The sequence below is a fragment of the Bradyrhizobium sp. BRP56 genome (genome assembly GCF_020194035.1).
In the GTDB taxonomy this organism is placed as follows: domain Bacteria; phylum Pseudomonadota; class Alphaproteobacteria; order Rhizobiales; family Xanthobacteraceae; genus Bradyrhizobium; species Bradyrhizobium australafricanum.
This window is the reverse complement of record NZ_JADYVV010000005.1, coordinates 39,205-53,906: the sequence shown is the minus strand read 5'-3', so window position 1 is coordinate 53,906 and position 14,702 is coordinate 39,205. Positions and strand designations below refer to the sequence as shown.

The 14,702-nt window shown below is 65.0% G+C and carries 12 protein-coding genes and 1 pseudogene; 9 read left to right on the top strand and 4 right to left on the bottom strand.

The genetic code is table 11. From position 1 onward, the window contains the following. The first annotated feature begins 6 nt into the window (after positions 1–6). Genes I6F38_RS05595 through I6F38_RS05570 form a run of 6 tightly spaced genes read left to right on the top strand, consistent with a single transcriptional unit; the run spans position 7 to position 7,305 of the window. The gene (locus I6F38_RS05595; RefSeq protein WP_225159379.1) at positions 7–1,545 is read left to right on the top strand and encodes a sugar ABC transporter ATP-binding protein; all 1,539 of its coding nucleotides are present in this window, start codon (positions 7–9) and stop codon (positions 1,543–1,545) included. Further along, the gene (locus I6F38_RS05590) at positions 1,542–2,558 is read left to right on the top strand and encodes an ABC transporter permease (RefSeq protein WP_225159378.1); all 1,017 of its coding nucleotides are present in this window, start codon (positions 1,542–1,544) and stop codon (positions 2,556–2,558) included. Before I6F38_RS05595 ends, I6F38_RS05590 begins: the two co-directional genes overlap by 4 nt. Further along, entirely contained in the window at positions 2,551–3,564 is a 1,014-nt protein-coding gene (locus I6F38_RS05585) for an ABC transporter permease (RefSeq protein WP_225159377.1), read from the top strand. The genes I6F38_RS05590 and I6F38_RS05585 overlap by 8 nt, the downstream gene beginning before the upstream one ends. Next, complete coding sequence (locus tag I6F38_RS05580; protein WP_225159376.1) at positions 3,561–4,454, top strand: FAD binding domain-containing protein; 894 nt, start codon at positions 3,561–3,563, stop codon at positions 4,452–4,454. The genes I6F38_RS05585 and I6F38_RS05580 overlap by 4 nt, the downstream gene beginning before the upstream one ends. Before the next feature lie 16 nt (positions 4,455–4,470). After that, entirely contained in the window at positions 4,471–4,929 is a 459-nt protein-coding gene (locus I6F38_RS05575; RefSeq protein ID WP_225159457.1) for a (2Fe-2S)-binding protein, read from the top strand. A 15-nt stretch (positions 4,930–4,944) separates the two neighbouring features. Beyond that, entirely contained in the window at positions 4,945–7,305 is a 2,361-nt protein-coding gene (locus I6F38_RS05570) for a xanthine dehydrogenase family protein molybdopterin-binding subunit (RefSeq protein WP_225159375.1), read from the top strand. Positions 7,306–7,452: 147 nt separating this feature from the next. On the opposite strand, the gene I6F38_RS05565 is transcribed toward I6F38_RS05570, so the two are convergent. From I6F38_RS05565 to I6F38_RS05550, 4 genes are all read right to left on the bottom strand, one after another. Beyond that, positions 7,453–8,340 carry a 2-hydroxy-3-oxopropionate reductase gene (locus I6F38_RS05565; protein WP_092084555.1) on the bottom strand — a complete coding sequence of 296 codons (888 nt, stop codon included), beginning with the start codon at positions 8,338–8,340 and terminating at the stop codon, positions 7,453–7,455. A gap of 126 nt (positions 8,341–8,466) precedes the next feature. Next, the gene (hyi, locus tag I6F38_RS05560) at positions 8,467–9,252 is read right to left on the bottom strand and encodes a hydroxypyruvate isomerase (protein ID WP_225159374.1); all 786 of its coding nucleotides are present in this window, start codon (positions 9,250–9,252) and stop codon (positions 8,467–8,469) included. A 36-nt stretch (positions 9,253–9,288) separates the two neighbouring features. After that, the gene (gene gcl, locus I6F38_RS05555; RefSeq protein WP_225159373.1) at positions 9,289–11,076 is read right to left on the bottom strand and encodes a glyoxylate carboligase; all 1,788 of its coding nucleotides are present in this window, start codon (positions 11,074–11,076) and stop codon (positions 9,289–9,291) included. A 181-nt stretch (positions 11,077–11,257) separates the two neighbouring features. Beyond that, complete coding sequence (locus I6F38_RS05550; RefSeq protein ID WP_225159455.1) at positions 11,258–12,106, bottom strand: IclR family transcriptional regulator C-terminal domain-containing protein; 849 nt, start codon at positions 12,104–12,106, stop codon at positions 11,258–11,260. 237 nt (positions 12,107–12,343) lie between these two features. Between I6F38_RS05550 and I6F38_RS05545 the strand changes: the two genes are divergently transcribed. From I6F38_RS05545 to I6F38_RS05535, 3 genes and pseudogenes are all read left to right on the top strand, one after another. Beyond that, positions 12,344–12,757, top strand: a complete 414-nt coding sequence (locus tag I6F38_RS05545) for a CBS domain-containing protein (protein ID WP_225159372.1) — start codon at positions 12,344–12,346, stop codon at positions 12,755–12,757. Between the two features lie 85 nt (positions 12,758–12,842). Then, positions 12,843–13,862, top strand: coding sequence for a 2-dehydropantoate 2-reductase (locus tag I6F38_RS05540; protein WP_225159371.1), 1,020 nt, complete (start codon positions 12,843–12,845; stop codon positions 13,860–13,862). A gap of 5 nt (positions 13,863–13,867) precedes the next feature. Further along, positions 13,868–14,651: pseudogene (locus I6F38_RS05535) on the top strand (fumarylacetoacetate hydrolase family protein). The last annotated feature ends 51 nt before the right edge of the window (positions 14,652–14,702 follow it).

Below are 14,702 nucleotides of genomic sequence, written 5' to 3'. Positions count from 1 at the left end.
ACGCGGATGGATGTCGAGATCGACCCGAAGCCTGCCGAGCCTCTGCTTCGATTGCGGGGGATATCAAAGCGCTTCACCGGCGTTCGCGCGCTCGACCGGGTCGACCTCGACGTTCGTGCCGGCGAGCTTCATGTCCTGTTCGGCGAGAACGGCGCCGGCAAATCGACCCTGATCAATGTCGTCTCGGGAACGTTTCCGCCGGACGAAGGCACGTTCCATTTTGGCGACGAGGAGATTCATCATCTCACGCCGCAGCGGGCCCGCACGATCGGCATCAGCCCGGTCTTTCAGGAGTTCTCGCTTATCCCGAGCCTCACGGTGGAAGAGAACCTGTTCCTCGGCCGCGAGGTCACGCATGGCGGCGTGCTGCGCTCGCGCGAGATGCGCAAGCGCGCCAGGGCGCTGATCGACGAGCTCGGCTTCGATCTCGATCCGGCGCAGCGGATCGACGACCTTTCCCGCGCGCACCAGCAGATGGCCGAAATCGCCAAGGCCCTGCTCGGCCGCGTCCGCCTCTTGATCCTTGACGAGCCGACCGCCTCGTTGACCGAGCGCGAGACCGGACGGCTGTTCGAGCTGATCGCGCGCCTGAAGAGCCAGAATGTCGGGCTGATCTATGTCTCGCATCGCATGCGCGAAATCCGCGCCCTTGCCGACCGTGTGACGGTGCTGCGCGACGGCCGCCACATCCAGACCCTCGACGCCGCCGGCTCGACCGACGGCGAGCTGGTGGAGCTGATGACCGGCCGCAGGATCGACCTGCTGTTCCCGGGCATCGCCCACCGGCCTGACAAGGTGATGGTCGACATCGAAAACCTGACGCTCGCGGACGGCAGCGTTCAGGAGGTGAATTTCCATGCCCGCGCCGGTGAGATCACCGGCATCGCAGGTCTCGTCGGCTGCGGCAAATCGGAGCTGATCCGCGCGGTCTACGGCATCGAGCCCGCGGCATCAGGCGTGATCCGGATCGACGGCCTGCCTTACGAATTCCCGACTCCGAGGCAAAGCCTCAAGCGCGGCATCGCCTATTTTCCTGCCAATCGGGTTGCTGAAGGGCTCGCGCTGTCCCGTCCGATCCGCGAGAACGCATCGATGACGGTGCTCGACCTGCCCGCGTTCGCGCGCTTCGGCGTGCTGCGGCAAGCCGCCGAACGCGCCACGATCGCGGACATCATGGAGCGGTTGCAGCTGAGGCCGCCGAACATCGAACGGAGCGCCGGCGCGCTGTCCGGCGGCAACCGTCAAAAAGTGATGCTGGCACGCGCGCTCACGCGTGAGCTGACCGTGTTCCTGTTCGACGAGCCGAGTGTCGGGATCGACGTCGGCGCCAAGCTCGAGGTCTACCAGTTCATGAAGCGCCTGGTCGAGGCCGGCGCCGCCGTGATCGTGGTGTCGTCGGAATTGCCGGAGGTTCTGGCGCTGTCGAACCGGCTCTACGTCATGCATCACGGCCGCGTCGCCGCCGAGCTGAGGGGCGCCGAGAAGACCGAGCAGAACGTGCTGTCCAGCTTCTTCCGCGACCATCTCGCCGCGGAGGTCGCGTGAACACCGCGCTGGTCACCGCAAACACGCAAGGCGCGATCGGCTTGCGATCGTTCGCAGGCCGTGTCGGGTTCCTGCCAGCCCTGCTGGTCTTGCTCGTCGCCGGCATGTCGGCGGTCGATCCGCAGTTCTACGGCATCATCAACATCCTCAACATCCTGCGCAACGCGTCGCTGCTCGCGATCGTCGCCTGCGGTCAGGCGCTGGTCATCATCGCGGGCGGCTTCGATCTTTCGGTCGGCGCCGTCGTGGCGCTCGCGAGCGTCGTCACCGCCAAGACCATGGCGGCCGCAGCCACCGCGTTTCCCGGCAACAACGCCCTCATCATTGCCAGCGGGATGGCGGCCGGACTCGGCTCCGGGGCCGTAGTCGGGCTCGTCAACGGCTTCTGCGTGGCGAAGCTCAAGGTATCCGGCTTTGTGGTGACCCTGGGCACGATGTCGGCGACTGCGGGCGTCGGCCTGATGATCACCAACGGAATCCCGGTTTACGGCATGCCCGATATCTTCGTGAAGGGCTTTGGGCGCGCCCAGGCGCTCGGCCTGCCGACCGCCGTCCACGTGGCGCTGGTCATCATCATCGTGATGGTGTTTGCGCAGCGGCGCACGCTGTTCGGCCGTTACGTCTACGCGATCGGCGGCAATGTCGATGCGGCCATCGTTTCGGGCGTATCGATCCAGCGCCACGTCGTCGGCACCTACGTTGTCTCGAGCATGCTTGCGGCACTGACCGGCATCCTGCTGACCGCGCAGGTCGGCTCCGGCCAGGCGAGCTTCGGCGGCGACCGGATGATGCTGCAATCGATCGCGGCCGCCGTGATCGGCGGCGTGAGCTTGCGCGGCGGCGTCGGGCGCATCGAGATCGTCGCCATCAGCGCCCTGTTCCTGACCATCCTGGGCAATGCGCTCAACCTCCTGCACGTCGACTCCCGGCTGCAGCCGGTCTTCCTCGGCGTCATCATGGTCGCGGCCGTGGCGCTGGACGAACTCAGCCGACGGAGCAAGGCTCGTGTCTGACCTCGAATTGTCCGTCGCCGCCAAGAACGCGGATCGCCCGAAATTGGCGCCGGGTCGCTGGCTCTGGAGCGCAGTGCTGCCGGTCGCATTGGTGGCCCTGTTGCTCGGCTTCGCCGCGGTCGACCGCGGCGTGTTGTCGCCGGCCAACCTGCTCAACATCGCGCAGCAGACCAGCTATCTGGCGCTGTTCGCGATGGCCCAGACCGTGGTGATCCTGACGCGCGGCTTCGACCTCGCACTCGGCCCGACCGTATCGATGGTGAGCGTCGGCACCGCGCTGGCGATGGCCGGCGCCACGGCGTCGGGCCTTGGTACAGGCGCCGTGCTGCTCGCCGGGCTCGCTGCCGGCTTCCTGCTCGGCACCGCGTGCGGCCTCTTCAACGGCGTGGTTATTGCGCTGCTCGGGGTCAACCCCTTCGTCGCAACGCTCGGCAGCTACAATATCGCGATCGGGATTGCGACCACGCTGTCGTCCGGACGGCCCGTGCAAGGCGTGCCGGCGCCGTTCTCGCAGATCTTCTACGGCGGCACCGTCTTCGGTATTCCGGCGGCCATCGCGATCACGGTCGGGGTCGGCGCCGTGCTCCATTGGACCCTGACGCGGACCGTGTTCGGCCGTTCGCTTTACCTCATCGGCACCAACCCGCGCGCAGCGGCGGTCGCCGGCCTGCCGGTCAAGCGCACTCTGATCGCGACTTATGTGCTGTGCTCCGTGCTTGCGGCGCTCGGCGCGATCATGATGACGGCGCGGACCGGATCGGGCGAGCCGAACCTCGGCGGGGCGCTTTCATTGCAGGCGATTGCCGGCGCCGTGGTCGGCGGAACGAGCCTGGCGGGCGGGCGCGGCGGGGTCGGCACCGCGGTGCTCGGCGCCCTGTTCATCACCATTCTGTCCAACGGCATGAACCTCACCCGGATCGACGGCTACGTCCAGATGGTCGTGCTCGGCGCGATCGTCATCGTCGGCGTTCTGCTCGATCGCCTGCGACTGGAGCGGCGCCAATGACGACGGGTTCTCCCATGTCGAGCGTCGCGGGCGAGACGCATGATGCACCTGCCTCGATCTACGTCGCGCCCTCGCTCGCTTCCGCACTCGACGCATTGAGCGAATTCGGCGCGGCCGGCGCTGCCTTTGCCGGCGGCACATGGATCATGCGGTCACCGATCCGCCACGAGCGGTTGAAGCCGCACTATGTCGCGATCGGCAAGATCGCCGAGCTGACCGCGGTTCGTATCGGCAGCGATGCAATCGAGATCGGCGCGGCGGTTACGCATGCGGCACTCGCGGCGGCCCTGGCCGATCTTGCGGAATTCGCGGTCCTGGTCGACGCCGCCGGCCGCTCCGCCAATCCTGCGATCCGCGCGATGGCAACGATCGGCGGCAACCTTGCGACGTCGGAATTCGCCGCAGCGGATTGCGTGCCGGCGCTGCTCTGCCTCGATGCCCAGGTTGAAATGTCGGCCCGCGACGGCCGCGAGCGCATCGGCCTGGCGCATTTCCTGAAGGTCCGATCGTCCCTTCCTTCCGGTCATCTGGTGACGCGGATCATCTTGCCGCGGGCGGCGCGCAAAAGCGCCCATGCCCGCCTGCCGCTGCGCAAATCGGGTGACTACCCGGTCGCCATCGTCAGCCTGTCGGTCAGCATCGATGCAGCGGGCCGTGTCCAGGCGGCGCGCGTCGCGGTCGGTTCAGTCGAGCCGGTGGCGCGCCGTTGGGAACGGCTCGAGGCAGCGCTGATCGGACGCCCGCTCGATGCGGCGGAGGCGGCGCAGAGTGCGGCCGCGTTGGCAGATGAGTTCGTCGGCCGCGACAGCGTCGATGCCCCTGCCTGGTATCGGGTCAGCGTGCTACCCGGTCTCGTCCGCCGCGCTGCGATCGCAGCGCTTGGCTCCTGAACCGGTGGGGATCGACATGGGATTCAACTTGACAGTGAACGGTGATCGCCTCTCTTCCGTGGCCGATCCCGCCACGCCGCTGATCGACATTCTGCGTGAGGAGATGCATCTGACCGGCGCGAAACCGGTCTGTCGCGAAGGCTTTTGCGGTGCCTGCATGGTGCTGGTCGACGGCGAGCCGACGCCATCGTGCCTGCTGCCCGCCGCGCTGGCCGATGGCCGCGAGATCCGCACCGTCGAAGGCCTTGCGCCTCACGGCGAACTGAACCGCGTCCAGGCGGCCCTCGAGGCCAGTGATGCGGTCCAATGCGGCATGTGCTTTCCCGGCATGGTGGTGAGCCTGACGCATCTCTTGACGACCCGGCCTGACGCCACCCGTGACGATATCCGGGCCGCACTCACCGGGAACATCTGCCGCTGCACGGGATACGAACGCATCGTCGAGGCGACGCTGCTCGCCTTGGCCAACGCATAATCGGGAGGCGCAAGCATGTCCGACGTTTCCGCGACGATGGATTTGCGCCGGCGGGACGCCGCCGACAAGCTGCGTGGCCGCACGCGCTACACTATCGATCGATATCTGCCGGGCATGCTGCACGCCGCGGTGCTGCGCGCCGGCGTGCCCTCGGGCCGTATCATTCGTCTCGACACGTCGAGGGCTGCCCGCATGCCGGGGGTACGTGCGATCGTGACGGCAGCAGACGCGCCCGGCATGATCGGAATCGGCATCGCCGATCACCCGCTGTTCGCCCGCGATGTCATTCGCTACGACGGCGAACCGCTTGCCGCGGTCGCAGCTGTCACGTTGGCGCAGGCGCAGGCTGCGCTTGCGGCGATCGACGTGGAGATCGAACAACTCCCCGCAGTGCTGACCATGGAGCAGGCGCTGGCACCAGATGCGCGGCTGGTTCATCCGGACTGGCGCGGCTTTGAGGTCCTGGTCGAAGGCGGCGCGCGTGCGGGCAATGTCGCCTGGGAGGCGACCGTCGTTCGCGGCGACGTCGACGCCGCCTTTGCGCGGCCTGACGTCGAGATTGTCGAAAGTCTCTATCGCGTCGGCCGGCAGAACCACGTGGCCTTCGAGCCGCGTGCGGTCGTCGCAAGCTACGAGGACGGCCGCTTCCATATCGAGACGTCGACGCAGGTTCCCTGGAGCGTTCGCAATGCAACCGCGCGCGTGTTGGGCGTGCCGGCGTCGCAGGTGCGCGTCACTGTGCCGCCGGTCGGCGGCGGCTTCGGTCTCAAATTCGATCTGGCGGTTGAGCCCTTCGCCGCCCTCCTCGCCCGCGCCAGCGGCCGGCCGGTTCGCCTCGTCAATTCCCGCGAGGACGAGATGCTGACCTGCCTGTTCCGCGAGAACGCCGATATCCGTATCCGCTCGGCGGTGACGCGCGACGGAGAAATCGTGGGCCGCGAGGCGGTCGTGCTGATGGACTGCGGCGCCTATGGCGGCGAACAGATCTTCCTGACCACCATGACCGCACACACGCTCGGCGGAAACTACAGGCTTGGCAGCGTGCGCATGGTCTCGCGCGCGGTCTATACCAACACGGCGCCGAACGGGGCGTTCCGCTGCTGCAACGGCGTCTACAACACCTTCGCGCTCGAGCGGCACACCGACGAGATCGCAGCGCGGATCGGAATGGATCCGCTTGCTTTCCGGCGCCGCAACGTGCTCGGCGACAAGGATCTCGGCGCTACCGGCCAGGTATTCGAAGGCGATGTGCTCGGCCCGATGCTCGACCGGATGGATACGTTGCGCGACGCCGCAGCGCCGCTGCCGGCGCGCACCGACGGCAAGCTCCTTGGACGCGCGACCACCGTCGGCACCTGGTTCGTCTTCGTCGGCCCGTCGGCCGCGACGGTGAACATGAATGCCGACGGCACGGCGACCCTGGTCACGTCGGGTGTCGAGATCGGATCCGGCTCGATGATGCAGAGCCTGCCGCAGATCGTTGCCAGCACGCTCGGCATCGCGCCCGAGCAGGTGATTGTCCGCGCGGCCGATACCGATGCGGCCGGTTATGATGTCGGCGTCGGTGGCGGCCGCACCACCGTCTCGCTCGGCGCCGCCAGCCTGTCGGCGGCACAGGAGGTGCGCACGAAGCTTTTGAGGATCGCCTCCGAGATGATCGAAGCCGCGCCCGGCGATCTCGTCATGCGCGATGGTCGGATCGAGATCGCGGGCGCGCCGGGCTCCGGCCGCACCGTCGCTGAGGTCGCGACCCGCGCTCAAGCGCTGGGCGGACCGGTCGCCGGCACCGGCGCCTTCACCGGCGCCGGCGTGCCGGCGATGCCCGGTTGCGTTGCCGGTCATTTCATCGACGCGATCGACATCCCCGTCTTCGCCGTCCACGACTGCGAGGTCGCCGTCGATCCGGAGACCGGGCATGTCGAGGTGCTAAGCTATCGCGTGGTCCAGGACGTCGGCCGTGCGCTGAATCCACGCGCAATCCACGGCCAGATCCAGGGCGGCGTCGTGCAGGGCCTGGGCTACGCCCTGCACGAGGAGGTGACGATCGGCAGCAATGGCCGTGTCAGTCAAAGCGGCTTTGAGACTTACCGCGTACCGCTTGCGCTCGACGTCGTACCGGTGGAGATCAGCCTCTATGAGGGCGCGCCGTCGGTGGGGCCGCTCGGCACCAAGGGCGCCGGCGAGGTGCCGATCCTCAATGTCGGCGCCACCGTCGCCTGCGCCGTTGCCAACGCGACAGGAAAGCCGGTGCAGGAATTACCCCTGACGCCGCCGCGCGTGCTCGAACTTCTGCTCAAGCGCAAGCCGGGTCTGGCGCTGTCTCACATTGCCGAGGTGTGGGCAGACAACCTTGTTCGTCCTCACGGGACACCCTAGGGACACCAGAAAAAATGCCCCGCAAACGATCCGAACGCCGAGCGACCGATTTGGCGCGCAAGGCGCCTGATCAGTGGCGGGTAAGCGTTACCGTCTTTCCCGCACCGACCGAGCCCGCGATATTCTCGTCCATTCCTTGCATAAAGCTCAGGCAGCGGCGACCTCGTGGCCTGCCATGACCTCCAGCGCTCTCAGAATAGCGGAATGGTCCCAGCTTTTGCCGCCGAGGGCCGTACAGGCGTTGAACAGCTGCTGGGCTGCGGCAGTGCCTGGCAGCGACAGGCCGAGCGCGCGCGCACCTTCCAGCGCGAGGTTGAGATCCTTCTGATGCAGCTCAATGCGGAATCCCGGATCGAAATTGCGCTTCAGCATGCGATCGCCGTGTACTTCGAGGATCCGGGACGACGCGAAGCCACCCATCAACGCCTGGCGCACCAGCGCGGGGTCGGCCCCGGCCTTGGAGGCGAACAGCAACGCCTCGCTCACCGCCTCGATGGTCAGCGCCACGATGATCTGGTTCGCAACCTTGGTGGTCTGGCCGTCGCCGTTGCCGCCGACATGCGTGACATTCTTCCCCATCGTTTCAAACAGGGGCTTCATCGCATTGAACGCCCGCTCCCGCCCGCCAACCATGATGGTCAGGCTGGCCGCCTTTGCGCCAACTTCACCGCCGGAGACTGGCGCGTCGAGATAGTCGGCCCCGAGTGCATCGATCCAGCGTGCAAACTCCTTCGTCGCCAGCGGAGAGATCGAGCTCATATCCGTCACGATCATGCCTTTGGAGATGCCCTCCGCGACGCCGCCTTGACCGAACAGCACGGCTTCGACATGCGGAGTGTCCGGTACCATGATGATCACGGCGTCCGCCTCCTGCGCCACCTGCTTGGCGGACTCGCAAGCGATGCCGCCGGCCGCGATCAACTCAGGCGCAACAGGTACGACGTCGTGCAGGAACAGGCGATAGCCGGCAGCCAGGAGGTGGCCGGCCATCGGACGTCCCATGGTGCCAAGTCCGATGAATCCGATGTCTTTCATTGTCGTTGCTCCCTGTCAGCCGGATGAAGGCGTTTTTCCGGCGAGCGACTCTCGGCTCGCGTGAAGAAGACGCGTAAAAATATAATTCCAGAGCTCCGTCCCGATTCAATCGGAACGGAACAGGCTCTAGGTCACGAAAGTCTGTGCGGCGTGCCAGCCCAGGCTCTCGAGCGTGGTCGTCCGCGGCTTGTATTCGCACCCGATCCAGCCCCGATACCCGATGCTGTCGAGATGCTTGAACAGATAGGAGTAGTTGATTTCGCCGGTCCCCGGCTCATAACGCCCCGGATTGTCGGCGAGCTGGACATGCGCGATCCGGCCGAGATGCTTCTGCAGGGTCCGCGCGATATCACCTTCCATGATCTGCATGTGATAGATGTCGTACTGGATGAACAGATTGGATGAGCCCACCTCGGAAATGAGCTGCACCGCCTGTTCCGTACGGCTCAGGAAGAAGCCGGGAATATCGAGCGTGTTTATCGGTTCGACCAGGAGCTTGATGCCGTGCTGAGCGAGCGCGCCGGCGGCGAAGCGCAGGTTGGACACGAGGACTTCCTGCAGGTCTGCCCTATCCGTATCGGCTGGAGCGATGCCGACCAGGCAGTTCAGCTGCCGGCAATCCAGCGCCTTTGCGTAGTCGATTGCGCGCCCCACGCCGTCGCGAAATTCATCGACCCGATTGCGCAGAATCGCAATGCCACGCTCGCCGGCGGCCCAGTTGCCGGCCGGAAGATTGTGCAGCACCTGGGTCAGCCCACAGCGCGCCAATTCCTCCCGCAACGCGCCCTTTTCGAAGTCATAAGGAAAAAGATACTCGACTGCGTTGAAGCCGGCCGCCTTGGCGGCCGCGAACCGATCAAGGAATGGCAGCTCGTTGAAGAGCATGGTGAGGTTGGCGGCAAATTGAGGCACGGGTCGTATCTCCGCTTAAAGCGCTGAAAGATGTGGTCAGGCCGGCAACAGCGTGCCGGATCGTGACGCGCTCGGCACGTCGTAGAGCGGAAGATCGAGCACCTCCTCGAACTCGACGATGTTGTCGATCTCCGTTCCCATGGCGATATTGGTCACCCGCTCGAGAATGAACTCCACCACCACGGGCACGCGATGCTTCGCCATCAGCTCGCGTGCGGTCGCGAACGCCGCCTGCGCGTCGTTCGGATCGGTGACCCGGATCGCTTTGCAGCCCAATCCCTCCGCGACGGTCACGTGGTCGACGCCGTAAACGCCGATCTCGGGTGCGTTGATGTTCTCGAACGAAAGCTGGACGTGATAATCCATGTCGAAGCCGCGCTGGGCCTGCCGGATCAGCCCGAGATACGAATTGTTCACGACGACGTGGATGTAGGGCAGATTGAACTGCGCCCCGACCGCGAGCTCCTCGATCAGGAACTGGAAGTCGTAGTCACCCGACAGCGCGACGATGTCGCGGTCGGGATCGGCGGCGCGCACACCGAGCGCGGCCGGCAGCGTCCAGCCGAGCGGGCCGGCTTGGCCAGCGTTGATCCAGTTGCGTGGATTGTAGACGTTGAGGAACTGGGCCCCAGCGATCTGCGACAATCCGATCACGGTCACGTAGCAGGTGTCGCGGCCGAAGGCTTTGTTCATTTCCTCGTAGACGCGCTGGGGCTTGATCGGGATGTTGTCGAAGTGGCTCTTGCGCAGCATCGAACGCTTGCGGTCGCGACAGGCGGCGGGCCAGGCCTGTCGATCGCGCAGCCTCCCGGACTTCCGCCACTCCCGGGCAACGCTCACGAACATCTCCAGCGCAGCCTTGGCGTCCGAGACGATACCGAGGTCCGGATTGAAGACCCGCCCGATCTGCGTAGGCTCGATGTCGACATGCACGAATTTGCGGCCCTTCGTGTAGGTCTCGATCGAGCCGGTATGCCGGTTGGCCCAGCGATTTCCGATGCCGAGCACGAAATCGGATTCGAGCATCGTGGCGTTGGCGTAGCGATGGCTGGTCTGCAAGCCGACCATGCCTGCCATCAGCGCGTGATCGTCAGGAATAGCGCCCCACGCCATCAGCGTCGGAACCACGGGAACGTTGACCGCTTCGGCGAAGGCGACCAGCAGCTCGGACGCATCGGCGTTGATGACGCCGCCGCCGGCCACGATCAGCGGCCGCTCCGCGGCGTTCAGCATCTCGAGCGCCTTCTCGATCTGCTTGCGCGTCGCCGTCGGCTTGTAGACCGGCAGCGGTGAATAGGTCTCGTCGTCGAACTCGATCTCGGCCAGTTGCACGTCGAGCGGAAGGTCGATCAGCACCGGTCCCGGCCGCCCCGACCGCATGACATGGAAAGCCTGGCTGAACACGCGCGGCACCAGCGCCGGCTCGCGCACGGTGACGGCCCATTTCGTCACCGGCTTTGCTATCGACTCGATGTCGACGGCCTGGAAATCCTCCTTGTAGAGCCGCGCCCGCGGCGCCTGACCGGTGATGCAGAGGATCGGAATGGAATCAGCGATCGCCGAATAGAGGCCTGTGATCATGTCGGTGCCGGCGGGACCCGATGTGCCGATGCAGACGCCGATATTGCCCGCCTTCGCCCTGGTGTAGCCTTCCGCCATATGCGAGGCGCCTTCGACGTGCCGTGCCAGGATATGACTGATCGATCCGTTGCGCTTCAGCGCGGAGTAAAGCGGATTGATCGCCGCGCCGGGAACGCCGAATGCGCACGTGATCCCTTCGCGTTGGAGAATGCGCACTGCTGCATCGACTGCTCGCATCTTCATGTGATGATCCCGCTTCGCTATGAGTTGGCCTGAGCAGGATCATCGGGCCCGCGAGCATCGATCTCAACGCAATCGATTGGAATTTCCGCGCTGTGGCAACGCTCGCGATTTTTTGCGCGTCTTCAAACGATTAGCGTCAGTATAGAAATGGAAATTGTTGCGGACGGAATTGCAGCCAGCCTTACGCCTGCGCTTGCTGCGTGCGGTTCCCGCGAAGTTCGGCCGTGAGTTCGGCTGCGATCCGGTGCACGATCGTACCAATCTCCGGCAAGCGTTCGTTCGTCAGCCTGTCCGCCATGCCCGATACCGAGATCGCGGCATATGGCTCGTTGCAGTCGTTGAAGACGACCGCAGCTACGCAGCGCAGGCCGAGGCGCGCCTCTTCATCATCCACCGCATAACCCTGACGCCGCACGCTCTCCAATTCCTTGAACAACTCGCCGGGCCGCACGATCGATTTTTCCGTCAGCCGCGGCATGCCCTGACGGCGAATGATCGCATTCACGTCGGCATCGGAATAGGTAGCCAGCACCGCCTTCCCAACTCCGGAAGCGATCATTGCGACGCGCCCGCCCACCTTGGTCAGCGAGCGCATGATCTCGCGGCTTTCGATGCGGGACACGACGATGATGGATTCGTCATCGACCACCGCAAGGTTGGCCGTTTCCCTGGTCTGGTCGCGCAGCTTGCGCAGATAAGGCAGCGCCTGCGCGGCAAAATTCCGCCGGCGCACGAAGGTCGAGCCGACCACGAAGCTTTGCGCGCCGATGTGCCACTTGGACTCCTCGCGGTCGAACTGCACGAACCTGCGGTTCTCGAGCGTGGTCAGCAGACGATGAACGGTCGAGGGCGACAGGCCGGTACGGATCGCCAGATCGGTCAGCCGATAGCCTTCATCATCCTCTGCAAGTGTCTCCAGGATTTGCATGGCGCGATCAACGGACTGAACACCGCCGTCGCGCGCGTCCGGCTCCGGCTGCGCGCGAAGATCGGGATCGGAGGGCTTGCGCCGGATCGGCTCTCTTTTCATCACGACTTGCCCCTAACCGGTTGCAGTTCAGAACGAAATTGCTCGTCGAGAACGAGCGCAGAATTGGCATATGGCATACCAAAAAGCCCAGGAGTCAAGGCGACAATACTCGCGAATAGGTCAGTATTTTTGCCATTCTTCTTAGCAAACGGCTCGATTCTTTTGTTTGACTTCTGGGATAATGTATACCACGATCACTTCACAGCGACCTAATCAAGCAACCGGGAGGACGATGCCATGTACGTCGGGGACATCCTTCGCGCCAACAATGCGCACGTGGTGACGATCGGCTCGAACGAAACCGTAAGCATTGCGGCGAACCTGATGTACGCGAGCAATGTCGGCGCCCTCGTGGTCAGGAACGCCTCGCGCAGTAAGGACGCCGCCGTGATCGGAATGTTCAGCGAGCGCGACGTCGTCGCTGTGATCGCCGAGCGCGGCACCAATGGTCTTGCCATGAAAGTCGCGCAGTTCATTTCGCCGCGGCCGCTGCTGTCCTGCAATTCGCAAGATGCGCTCACGGATGTCGAACGCCTCATGGCCCGTCATGGGATCCGCCATGTCCCCGTCATCGACAACGGCCGGCTCGTCGGCGTCGTGAGCATGCGGGACATCACCCTTGCTTACGAGGAAGCCGCCTGCGCGGCCTGACGGAGTTACCCAAGGCCATTGCCACGCTACTCGGTTCGAGCCGCTGCGGCTCCTGCTGTGTCCCCACTCTGCTTGCGAGGATCGAATGAGAATCTGCATCTACGGCGCCGGCGCGATCGGCGGCTATCTCGGTGTCGAATTGATGCGCGCTGGTGCCGATGTCAGCCTGGTCGCGCGGGGTGCGCATCTCGCCGCAATGCGGCAGAACGGCCTGAAGCTCCTGATCGGCGACGAGGAGCGCGTCGTGCATCCTCGTTGCACCGATAACCCCGCCGAACTCGGCGAGCAAGATTACGTCATCATCTGCCTCAAGGCGCATTCGATCACCGGCGTCATCGAGCCGATGCGGCCGCTGCTCGGTGATCGGACACGCATCGTCACCGCCGTCAACGGCATTCCCTATTGGTATTTCCACAAGCACGGTGGTCGGCACGAAGGATCGACGCTCGAGAGCATCGATCCTGGCGGTCGGCAATGGAACGAGCTCGGCCCCGAACGCGCCATCGGCTGCGTGGTGTATCCTGCCACTGAAATCGAGGCGCCCGGCGTGATCCGCCACGTCTACGGCAACAACTTTCCGCTGGGCGAGCCCTCCGGCGAGATCACATCCGACGTCCAGAAGCTTTCCGAGCTCTTCGTGGCCGCGGGCATGAAAGCACCCGTTCTCGACCGGATCCGTGACGAGATCTGGCTCAAGCTGTGGGGCAATGTCTGTTTCAACCCGATCAGCGCCCTCACCCACGCGACCCTCGACGTGATCTGCAGCAATCCCGGCACGCGCGCGCTGTCCCGGGCGATCATGCTGGAGGCCCAGGCGATCGCGGAAAGCCTCGGCGTCAAGTTTCGGGTCGATGTCGAACGCCGCATCGAAGGTGCGCGCAAGGTCGGCGCGCACAAGACCTCGATGCTGCAGGATCTCGAGCGCGGACGTCCGGTTGAGATCGATCCGTTGATCACCGTGGTGCAGGAGATGGGCCGGATGACTGATATCGCGACGCCCGCCCTCGATGCGGTGCTGGCCCTGGTCGCGCAGCGCACCAGGCTAGCCGGTCTCTATGACGGGGCGGCCGGCGCCGCAGCAGCAGAAACGCTGGCGGTGGCGTGATCCCGATGGCCAATGTTACGCGCTGGGTCCGCTTCCGCCACCATGCCGAAATCGGCTTCGGGCAACTCACCCCGTCCGGCATCGCGGTGGCACGACGGGGACATGTTCGGCGACACGCGACCGACGGGACAAACGCTGGCGCTGGACAACGTCGAGCTGCTCGCCCCGACGCAACCGAGCAAGGTCATCGCGCTCTGGAATAATTTTCACGCGCTTGCGGAGAAGCTGAAATCACCTGAGCCTGCCGAACCGTTGTACCTGTTGAAGGCGCCGACCAGCGTCACCGCACCTGGCGCCGTCATCAGGCGCCCCTTGGGCTATGATGGCAAGACGACCTACGAAGGCGAGCTCGGCATCGTCATCGGCAAGAGCTGCACCGCGGTCGCGCCCGAGCAGGCCGACGCCTTTATCTTCGGCTACACCTGCACCAACGACGTCACCGCGGCAGACATCCTCAATCGCGACCCGACCTTCCCGCAATGGGCACGGGCCAAGGGCTTCGATGGATATGGACCCTTCGGTCCCGTCATTGCCTCAGGCCTCGACCCCGCACGCCTTGTGGTGCGCACCATCCTGAACGGCGTCGAGCGCCAGAACTACCCGATCGCGGACATGATCTTCAGCGCACAGACGCTGGTCAGCAAGATCTCGCACGACATGACGCTGTTGCCGGGCGACCTGATCTGCTGCGGGACATCGATTGGCGTCGGGGTGATGAAGGAGCCCGTCAACACGGTCACCGTCGCGATCGACGGAATCGGCGAGTTGACCAACGAATTTCGTCAGTAGGCGGCGGCGGGACGATAGCCCGACGCAGCCGGCCCAAACGACGATTATCTG

What these genes read in the sequence shown, in the direction of transcription:
- I6F38_RS05595 (WP_225159379.1), top strand. Translation starts at nt 7, where the DNA reads ATGGATGTCGAGATCGACCCGAAGCCTGCCGAGCCTCTGCTTCGATTG.
- I6F38_RS05540 (WP_225159371.1), top strand. Translation starts at nt 12,843, where the DNA reads ATGAGAATCTGCATCTACGGCGCCGGCGCGATCGGCGGCTATCTCGGT.
- I6F38_RS05545 (WP_225159372.1), top strand. Translation starts at nt 12,344, where the DNA reads ATGTACGTCGGGGACATCCTTCGCGCCAACAATGCGCACGTGGTGACG.
- I6F38_RS05570 (WP_225159375.1), top strand. Translation starts at nt 4,945, where the DNA reads ATGTCCGACGTTTCCGCGACGATGGATTTGCGCCGGCGGGACGCCGCC.
- I6F38_RS05575 (WP_225159457.1), top strand. Translation starts at nt 4,471, where the DNA reads ATGGGATTCAACTTGACAGTGAACGGTGATCGCCTCTCTTCCGTGGCC.
- I6F38_RS05580 (WP_225159376.1), top strand. Translation starts at nt 3,561, where the DNA reads ATGACGACGGGTTCTCCCATGTCGAGCGTCGCGGGCGAGACGCATGAT.
- gcl (WP_225159373.1), bottom strand. Translation starts at nt 11,076, where the DNA reads ATGAAGATGCGAGCAGTCGATGCAGCAGTGCGCATTCTCCAACGCGAA.
- I6F38_RS05550 (WP_225159455.1), bottom strand. Translation starts at nt 12,106, where the DNA reads ATGAAAAGAGAGCCGATCCGGCGCAAGCCCTCCGATCCCGATCTTCGC.
- I6F38_RS05565 (WP_092084555.1), bottom strand. Translation starts at nt 8,340, where the DNA reads ATGAAAGACATCGGATTCATCGGACTTGGCACCATGGGACGTCCGATG.